The following is a 9,405-nucleotide window of genomic DNA, read 5'->3' as shown; positions in this document are numbered from 1 at the left end:
GCCATGCAGCTCTGTGCGCTTATGCGGTATTAGCAGCCGTTTCCAGCTGTTATCCCCCGGTATGGGGCAGGTCACCCACGCGTTACTCACCCGTCCGCCGCTCAGTCAACTGAAAATCATCCGAAGAATCAATTCAGCCGCTTCGCTCGACTTGCATGTGTTAAGCACGCCGCCAGCGTTCATCCTGAGCCAGGATCAAACTCTCTGATAAAATGTGCGCGTTTAGAAATTCACGTGCTTGCACAGGCGAATTTTACGCGTTCATCTTGCAAGCTTCGCTTGCGAGATTTGTTCCAAGTTCAAAATCAACATACTAGCTAATTTATCCCTTTTACTGTTTTAAAGGATCTTTCGATCGTTTTGAATTACTTATTCAGAACTTTCGAGGATGTGTTTCACTGTTTAATTATCAAGGATCTTTGCTGTTCCGACTCGGATCAGCTCATTTATTTTATCACAGAACTTTTCGTTTGTCAAGAACTTTTTTAATTTATTTTTTTGAAGCTCTTTCGAACTTCTTTGCTGTTCTCTCGATCAGCAACTCGTTTATTTTATCAAACTCATTTGCTTTTGTCAAGAACTTTTTTCAAGTTTTTTTGAAGCAGTTTTTGCAACCCGCGGCAGCCACCCGGCTCCGAACTAGGTTTTTCTGTTTCAAAGAAACTCATTCGCATCAGCTCTCGCTGACAGCTTAGTTATAATAACACCGCCAAAAGCAAAAGTCAACACCTTTTTTCGAATTTTCTTATTTTTAGAAAAATATAGTTAATTCTGCATATTCAGTATTTTATCTGACTATTTCTTTTTTTACTCCATCATCAAAATCTTTTTCGGCTGATATCGTACAATCTGGTATACCATAACCATAGAAGAAGCCAGCACAACCCCCATTCCACAAAGATACAATATTATAATCTGCTGTGTCTTAATTGCAGCCTGCACACCGTTCGAAAGATCTACAGCTATTTTTATCACATTCGCCAAAGGATAAGAAAAAATTACCCCCGCTGTAATTGCCAGCAATACCGGGCAAAAAGATTCCATCAACATCTGCAGCATAATCCGCATCTTTGTTTCTCCAACAGAAAGAAGAATGCCAATCTCAAACATGCGATCCCGCAAATTCATAAGAATCAAAAAACTTAATGTGATAGTTCCAAGGATTACGGAAACTATCACCATGAGATTCGAAATCCCTGCCAGGCTCTTCAGGCTGTCGGCCACCGCTTTATAAGCTGAAACATTTACCGTATAGTCCATATCATATTCTTCTTTGATATATTCCGGCATTTTTTTCGCATCTTCAGCAAACGCTCTTCCTTCTTCCGGGTCCTTCAACTGCAATGTAATTTCTTTTACATTATCATTTTCATTCATCTCATAAACTGGTGTATCCAGGGTATAGATAGCATTTGCTGGGTTATTATATACCACATTTCCACTGTAAGCTGCCTCGTTCGTACTGTAAATACCACTGATTTTAAATGTATACCGCTCCTTTGTGTATGGTGAAAGAACAGCTATGGTATCTCCTATTCCCAGTCCATTCCGTTCCGCAATCCCATCACTGACTACCGCTTCTTCTGCATTCTGCGGTACATGTCCCGAAATCAGTGTAACTACAGAAGAAACAGAACTAAAATACTCGACAGGATCAGATGATCCCTCCACATAAATATTTTCTGTTCCATTTTCTTCCTGTCCGTCCATAATTTCAGCTGTAAAGTTATCCGCCAGAGCAGCTGTCACCGTATTACAGCTGCCAAACCGAATTCTTTCATCAGCGCAGAGTTCCAAATATTTTTGATGTGAAATCGAATTCACACCGCGCGGCTCTTCACTGTATATCTGACGCTCATTCGATACAAGCACGCTTCCTCCGATGCTCGTCCGAATCTCCCATATCCGTTCCCGACTTGCCGCGCGGATACATAAGCCAAACAGGATCAGGATGGATAAAATCAGGAAACTTAAAAACATCAGAATTGTATTTTTTTTATGATAAGAAATACTGCGAAATGCTCTTTTGATCCAGTTCATAAAAACTTTCCCTCCCCCTCATGTTTAATCCTGCAATTTTTTCTTTTCCAGCCGTACCACCACATCTGCCTCCGCGGCAAATGCTTCCGAATGTGTAACTGCTATTACACATTTCTTATCTTCATGAGCCAGCTCTTTGAAAATTTTCACAATGCCAGCCGCCGTATCAACGTCCAGATTTCCCGTCGGCTCATCCGCAAGAATCACCTCTGCATTTGTCGAAATCGCACGCGCAATCGCTACGCGCTGCTGTTCGCCTCCTGAAAGTTTATTGATATTGCGGTTCATCTGATCTTCTGTAATTCCCATTCGTGTCAGAAGTTCCCGCGCCCGTTCTTTTTTGTTTTTAATCGGATTTGACGTAATTTCCATTGCCGCCAGCACATTCTCCAGCGGGGTCAGATAAGGCAGCAGATTATACGCCTGAAACACAATTCCAATCTTGCTGTTTCGATATCTTGTATAGCCAATTTCCCGGATATCTTTTCCTTCAAAGCACACGCAGCCGCTCTTAGGTTCTTCCAGCGCACCCGCCAAAGTCAGCGTCGTTGTTTTCCCCGATCCAGAAGGACCAACAATCGTGTAAAGAGTACCCTTCTCAAATGAATAGCTGGCTTTATCCAAAATATCAATTCTCTTTCCGCCGCTCTCGTAAAAATAGCTTACCTCTTTTAATTCCAGTTCTGCCATATTGTTCCTTTCTACTATAATCTAGTCGCCTCTACATTTTTCCAGTTCTCACTTCCGTAAGAAACCCATCTTTTACCAAATATACTTTATCAAATTTTTCCAGTTTATCATAATGATGTGTAATAAAAATCACAGATTTTTCCGGCATTTCTTCTGTTATAATTTTATAAAGATATTCATTGGCTTCTACATCAAATCCACTGGACGCTTCATCAAAAAGCATAACCGGCGCATCTTTCAATAGTGCCCGTGCAACCACAAGCTTTTGTCTTTCTCCTCCTGAAAGAAATGCTCCATCATCTCCTATTTGTGTTTTTTCTTTTTCTGGAAAACGTTGCAAGTATTTTTTCACGCCACTTTTCCTTAGTACCTCATTCAGTTTTTGTCTGTCTGCTTTCCCCTCCAAATCTATATTCTGCACAATGTCCCCCAAAAACAACGCTGATTTCTGACTCACAACAGAAAAAAGGCTTCGGTATTCTGATAATTTTAGCACTTTTATATTTTCACCATTACATAAAATTTCTCCTTCTTCCGGTTCATAAAATCGTAATAGTAATTCCAAAATTGTTGATTTTCCACTTCCATTTTTTCCAATAATAGCCACTTTTTCTCCCGGCTCAAGTTTAAAAGATACTTTCTTTAACACTTCCCTATCCTTTGTATACTGAAATCTCACATTTTTAAATTCTAATATTGGCGAAATCTCTTTTTCCACTCTTTTACTTCCACTTCGTTCCTCTTCCATATTCAAAAATGTATAAAGTCGTTCAGCGGACGGTTTGACACTTGCAAAATGCATACGCAGATCAATTAAACTATTTACCGGTCTTGTAACATAACTAGAATAAGAAACAAAAGCAAAAACTGAACCTATGGAAATTTTTCCCACGAACACCAAATATCCACCAACTAAATAAATAAGAATTGTTACACCCCACTCTAAAACAGCATCCCCAAAAATATTCCATGTCTCAATCATGGTTCCTTTCATTTCAACCGCTAACGATTTACAAATCTGTTTTAAAAATTCGCATTTTCTTAATTCATATAGATTCCACAATTTAATTTCTTCCACAGTATTAATTGTATCGCCAAGCCATCCTCCAAATTGTTGCTCAACTTGAATATACATTTTCATGTTTTTCTCACGCTTTTTAGCAAGACATTTTACTAACACGTATTTCACTGGAATTACTATCACTACAATGCATAACAGTTCAGGACTCAACAGCATAAGTCCAGCAAGTCCACTAATTACACGAAAAACATACGAAAAGCTCATCACTACATATCTATCTGTCATAGACGCAACCTGAGATACATCGCATTGTAACATTTGCACTATTTCCATACTATTTTTCATTTGAAAATAATGTTTTTTTAAATGCAATAATTTTCGAAATACATTGCAATACAAGTTCTTATAGAATGAATTATGTATTTCTGCAAAAGTTTTTGCCTGCACAACTTCAATCATTAAATATACCAGCACACAAACAAATAAACCGGCTACTCCATTAACAATTTGGGGCATATTTTTTTCGAGTATTCCGATGTCTGTGATCTGTTTTATCAATAATGGTTGCAGAAATACAGTTACTGTAGAAACAATAGTGCTTATACTCAAAATACCTATTTCTTTTTTATATTTGAGTAACTCTTTTAAAAAATATAAACATTTATTATTCTCTATTATTTTCTTCATTGTTCACAAATATAATATTTTTAATCCTTTAAGCAAACACTGATTCCTATTAGTCCAACCATACACACCCCAAGAAATATGTCCATCCAGACTATTTTCCCACTTTGCTTTTCTCCACTCGAAGGAGCCTTAAAAAATACTTTTTCAAAGCCTGTATCATTTTTATCAAAATATTTTTGTCCTATAACCTCTTCTTTCGTTTCATTCTCCTTCTTCTCAAGCCAATACTGGATCGAAATTTCCTGCATTTCTTCACCACCATATTCGGCTCTTTGATTATCTTTTGCAAGTTCTTCCGCTATTTTTCCGCCAAAAATCTTCATCGCACTATCTTGACTTTCTTCATAGGGTTTTCCAGCTCCCAAAAATAAAAATTGTCCTACTTTCTCCACGCTATCTGGAATCCGTATTTTTGACAAAGAAGAGCAATACATAAAGGCATTATCACCAATGCTCTCTAAACCATCATAAAAATAAATCTGTGTGATTCTAGTTCCCTGAAATGCGCTTTTTCCTACCTTTTTTAGTGTTTTTGGCATTACAATGCTGATAAACCCAGCAGTTGTATCACTGTACTGACCATCTTCCGCAAAGGCAGATTCCCCGATTTCAACAATGCCTTCGGATATCTGCACTGCCCGAAGATCCGTTTTTCTCAAAAAGCAGGAATCTCCGATTCTCGTCACTTCTTTCCCACCTACTTCTTTCGGTGTGACAATCACGCTTTCCGTCCCGATATAGTTTCGTAAAGTTACAGTTTCATCTTCTTCCACGCTATACTGGTAATCTCCCTCTTGGAGCCAGTCTGCCTGTAGCGAAACCTGTGTCGTTCCAGATTCCACTGCAAAAACGTCTTCCCGCCATACCAGCACCAGAACCATCGCTACGATCATTATCATTCTTTTTTTCTTCATGAACACCTACTTTCTGTCCAGCAATATAGATGCCGGGCTTTCTCTAGTTATTTTGCCGACTTGCAGAATTAATATCAAAAGGAAAAGATCTAAAATACCAAGAATCATCCCCGTCATGATTTTCCAGTTCCACTCAATGGACAAATCCGTATCAACAGTTACTCCCGTTGATTCATACGCAGCTATTTCGCTTGTCGGGAGCGCGTTTTTAATATTTCCCGACAGATCTTCATTTTCCTGCTCCACTTTCTCAGCCTGATTCGAAATCATCCGATCTGCGAAATACTCTGCTGTTGGTGTCGCACACAGCGCCGCAAAAACCAGGGCAATCAAAACCGGAACCAAATTCTCCAAAACGAACTGTCCTAAAATCCTTTTTCTGTGTTCCCCCATCGAAAGTAAAATTCCAATCTCACGTTTTCGCCCTTTGACTGACAGGCTGGTCAGAATGCCGAACAGTAAAATTCCGGCAGTCACAAATCCTACGATCATATATCCTATCAGACGATTCAATTTTTCAACAGGTTTCGCAACCATCTCATACCATTCCTTGTTTCGAATCAACTGATAGGACCATTCTCCAGATTCCAAATCCTGCTGTGATATTACCATTGGCTTTACGCTGGAACGTATTCCATTTTCATCGGTCTGTACAACATCATCCACACTTCCTATTTTTATTTTGTTTTTTGTTTCTTCTATGAATGGTTCAACTGATTTTGTATCTTTCAAATAGACCGTAACTGTATTAAATCCCACATTTTGAATTTTTAATGCTTTCATAGAATACTCGCAGAAAATATCCAGTGGAATAAAAATTAAATTATTGTGCCAGTCATTCACAACGGAATCGGACTGATAAACCTCTGGAGTTCTGTAAATGCCTCGAATTTTGAAACTAATTTCTTCCGGGGCACTTACTTTATAGTATTCGATCGTTCCCTGCTCCATTTTATATTTAACAGTATCGCCCACATGGAGATGATTTTTTTCGGCGTATTTTTCTCCTACCACAGCTTCGTATTTGCCCCGTTCTCCGTAGCTCAGTCCGCTTCCTTCCACAATCCTGTAACCCTTTGCCAGAAAATAGGTATCGTATGCGCAGTCCAGTGTTCCAACAGCCGTCATCGTATACATGCCTGAATCTTTCAGATAACCTTTTAGGCGCTGTTGTGTCTCCTCGCTGATATATGTTTCCGTATCCACCGGATCAAGCCAATATGTTCCCGCTTCCATGGTGTACCCCTGAACATAATTGCTGTCAATGAACTTTTCTACGATTGCGGACGGGATCGCATATACAGTACATGATTTTCCAGCTTCTCCCTCGGCCGGCCCGCGCAGAGTAATAGAGTTGGCCAATGTTTCCTGTGCTCTTTTCACTTTATTTCCACTTGCAATTCCAATCATCAGCATAGAAAATATCGCCAGGAAAAGTACTAAAAACAGTATGATATACATCAATGTTTTCGCAGGAGTACTTCTTAATTTTCTGCTTGCTCTTTTCAACATATTCTTTCTTCCCCCTATATATTTCAAAATGCGACAAGCTTATGTTTAATTTTCAAGTGTCCAAATAATCCTATCGCTCAATTTTTCTATTTGAGAATCACTTTTAATATCAACAACTGATATTTTTTTCAAATGCTCAAAATCCCTTTCCTTGTCAATTAATTTTAAAAAACACATCTTTTTTTGTTCAAAACTCGCATCCATATCAATTGCAAATTCTGATATTCCAATATCATTAATTGTAATATCATATCTTTTTTGAACCTCATCTTTAACATGACTAATAAACGCTTCTTCATAGCGCATATATGGTAGCATCAAAACACTATAATCTGGTTCTATTGCACACATAAACAATTGTGTAGTAATGCCAAAATCATTAGAATATTGTGGATTAAACGAGAGACATGCTCCTGGTATCCCAACAATTACAATATCATAATCTTGTTCTAACCGCTTTACAGCCGCATTTATATTTATAATTATCTCTTCATTCCTATTTTTCCCATTTAAATATTTCTTTTCAAAGCAAAATGTATCTTTCCCAATTAATCCATTTAATCCAGAAACAATTGCTGCAACTTTATATCCTTTTTGTTTCAAACATTTTTGCAGTTCTAATTCCATTTTCAATTTTCCACTATTTTGTGTCAAACCCAAAACGCAAATAACCGGAATATTTATCTTTCTTACTCTTAAATCGTCACACTTTTTTTGAATTTTTAATTTTTTAGCAACAACGACATTTTCATAATGCTGATCTATCTCTAAACTGTTCCTGATATTATTAATAGAAACTATCGTTATGGATTTCTGCTTTGCTGTTTTCACCACGCTCTTTATATATTCAGGCGATGCATCGTGCCAACTTTCAAGAAGAATTAACACTTCACATTCTTTTATAATATTACCTATTCCCTCCTCTATTATTATCTCACTACCATCACAACGTTGAATTTTTTTCCCGCAAAGTCCCCATGCTTTTATTGAAGCAATATGCATAATTTCACCATATCTACATTCATGTATGTTCTCAAATAGTGTTATACTTTCTTGATCTACCGGAAATATACCTACTCTTTTTAACATTTTCATTCATACTCCTCAAATTTATAACCAAGTTCTTTTAAAGTACAGTAATTTTTCATTGCCTCTTCAAATCCCCCTCTAACCTTCCAGCAATGTTTTTCTATTTCTTTATTTGAAATATTTTTAGTGTCATCTGCACATGCTATACAAATTGTGCAATGTTGATATGCCCAACAATCCTTACACCGGTCTTGCGAATATCGTTCTATATTTAGCAAATTTAACACTTTGTTTTTATCTATTCCTTTTTTTATATCACCTATTTTGGAAACTTCTGATATTTCACTCACTCGCTCACACGGATATATATTTCCTTCTGCTGTTACAAAAATTTTTTTCGCGCCTGGAATACAGGGACCACTATGATGATTTACCTTTGAAATCTCTTCTTGCATTTTTTCCTCATGTTGTTTAATTTCTCTCATTTCATTATCAAATTCTTCTTTTACTGCTCTAGCCACAAATTTTTCATTAATTCGTTTTAATTTTGAAAGAAAACATTTAAAATATTCATATTCCTGTTCTTCAACAAATTCTCCGCTAAATTCACATTGTTTATCCGTATAATTATCATTCAAAACAGATATTCTACTCAAATTTTTCGAAATCAGCCTATCTTTATCCGCTAAATTCACATTGTTTATCCGTATAATTATCATTCAAAACAGATATTCTACTCAAATTTTTCGAAATCAGCCTATCTTTATCCAAAAACTCATATATTGTTCTTAACTCATTTTGGGGATCTAACACTGTGTTGAAAGACACATTTTTTTTTATAATATTTTCTGTCCATACTATATATCATTTTCATGCTATCTCTCAATTTTTCAAATGATCCTCTATTACTTCCTGCAAATATTCTATTTTTATCGTGCACTTCTTTAGGCCCATCCAAACTAAACATAATTTGTATATTATTTTTAATAAAATACTGAACAATTTCTGGTGTAAACAACGTTCCATTAGTGGTCAAATTAAAATGTACCGTTCTTTGGCAATATTCTCTCTTCACATACTCAACTACTTCTTTTATCAATCTGAACATTAATAATGGCTCTCCGCCATAAAATGATATATATATGTCTTCGCTAGACATCGAATGCCCATACAAATAATCTACTGCTTCTTTTGCAGTTTCCCAGCTCATTTCTTTTTGACTATGATTTCTATTTTTGTAATCACCAGAATAAACACAATAACTGCAACGCAAATTACATTTTTGTGTCACTTGCAAAACTAACTGATTCATTCTATTTTCTAAATAAGATTCTAAAAAGTCCGTAGCAAAATGTTTTACCTCTTCTACCCGCGTTCTTTTCAAATATCCTTCATTTATTAGCTTTTCTATTTCTCTTTCCGCTTTTTCATCCCAAATATTGTTTTCCAAAAAATTATATGTTTCGAAAGACACCTGAATAATTTTATCAGTATTCACATCATATACATAAT

The 9,405-nt window shown here is 36.6% G+C and carries 8 protein-coding genes and 1 rRNA gene; all 9 read right to left on the bottom strand.

Going from position 1 to position 9,405, the window contains the following annotated elements; translation table 11 throughout:
* Positions 1 to 211: ribosomal RNA gene (locus DXA55_RS16350) — 16S ribosomal RNA — on the bottom strand; the annotation flags it as partial.
* Between the two features lie 596 nt (positions 212 to 807).
* Positions 808 to 2,040 (bottom strand): ABC transporter permease, encoded by a 1,233-nt coding sequence (locus DXA55_RS16345; protein WP_055226878.1) that lies wholly within the window; start codon positions 2,038 to 2,040, stop codon positions 808 to 810.
* A gap of 24 nt (positions 2,041 to 2,064) precedes the next feature.
* Positions 2,065 to 2,730, bottom strand: coding sequence for an ABC transporter ATP-binding protein (locus tag DXA55_RS16340; RefSeq protein ID WP_055226876.1), 666 nt, complete (start codon positions 2,728 to 2,730; stop codon positions 2,065 to 2,067).
* Between the two features lie 31 nt (positions 2,731 to 2,761).
* On the bottom strand, positions 2,762 to 4,438 hold the full coding sequence (locus tag DXA55_RS16335; RefSeq protein WP_055226874.1) for an ABC transporter ATP-binding protein: 1,677 nt from the start codon (positions 4,436 to 4,438) through the stop codon (positions 2,762 to 2,764).
* Between the two features lie 20 nt (positions 4,439 to 4,458).
* Complete coding sequence (locus tag DXA55_RS16330; protein ID WP_022463281.1) at positions 4,459 to 5,352, bottom strand: leucine-rich repeat domain-containing protein; 894 nt, start codon at positions 5,350 to 5,352, stop codon at positions 4,459 to 4,461.
* 6 nt (positions 5,353 to 5,358) lie between these two features.
* Entirely contained in the window at positions 5,359 to 6,768 is a 1,410-nt protein-coding gene (locus tag DXA55_RS16325; RefSeq protein WP_158554998.1) for an ABC transporter permease, read from the bottom strand.
* 141 nt (positions 6,769 to 6,909) lie between these two features.
* The gene (locus DXA55_RS16320; protein ID WP_055226872.1) at positions 6,910 to 7,953 is read right to left on the bottom strand and encodes a DUF1611 domain-containing protein; all 1,044 of its coding nucleotides are present in this window, start codon (positions 7,951 to 7,953) and stop codon (positions 6,910 to 6,912) included.
* A gap of 2 nt (positions 7,954 to 7,955) precedes the next feature.
* A complete protein-coding gene (locus tag DXA55_RS16315) occupies positions 7,956 to 8,588 on the bottom strand; it encodes an SPASM domain-containing protein (protein WP_158565105.1) in 633 nt (210 codons plus the stop codon).
* Between the two features lie 98 nt (positions 8,589 to 8,686).
* The coding region (locus tag DXA55_RS16310; protein ID WP_117814640.1) for a radical SAM protein at positions 8,687 to 9,405 on the bottom strand (719 nt) is incomplete at its 5' end.

The sequence above is a fragment of the Blautia sp. OF03-13 genome, assembly GCF_003460685.1.
In the GTDB taxonomy this organism is placed as follows: Bacteria; Bacillota; Clostridia; order Lachnospirales; family Lachnospiraceae; genus Fusicatenibacter; species Fusicatenibacter saccharivorans.
This window is presented reverse-complemented; position numbering and strand designations above follow the sequence as displayed.

Coding starts and splice junctions, on each gene's coding strand:
- DXA55_RS16345 (WP_055226878.1), bottom strand. CDS start 2,040: ATGAACTGGATCAAAAGAGCATTTCGCAGTATTTCTTATCATAAAAAA.
- DXA55_RS16340 (WP_055226876.1), bottom strand. CDS start 2,730: ATGGCAGAACTGGAATTAAAAGAGGTAAGCTATTTTTACGAGAGCGGC.
- DXA55_RS16335 (WP_055226874.1), bottom strand. CDS start 4,438: ATGAAGAAAATAATAGAGAATAATAAATGTTTATATTTTTTAAAAGAG.
- DXA55_RS16330 (WP_022463281.1), bottom strand. CDS start 5,352: ATGAAGAAAAAAAGAATGATAATGATCGTAGCGATGGTTCTGGTGCTG.
- DXA55_RS16325 (WP_158554998.1), bottom strand. CDS start 6,768: ATGCTGATGATTGGAATTGCAAGTGGAAATAAAGTGAAAAGAGCACAG.
- DXA55_RS16320 (WP_055226872.1), bottom strand. CDS start 7,953: ATGTTAAAAAGAGTAGGTATATTTCCGGTAGATCAAGAAAGTATAACA.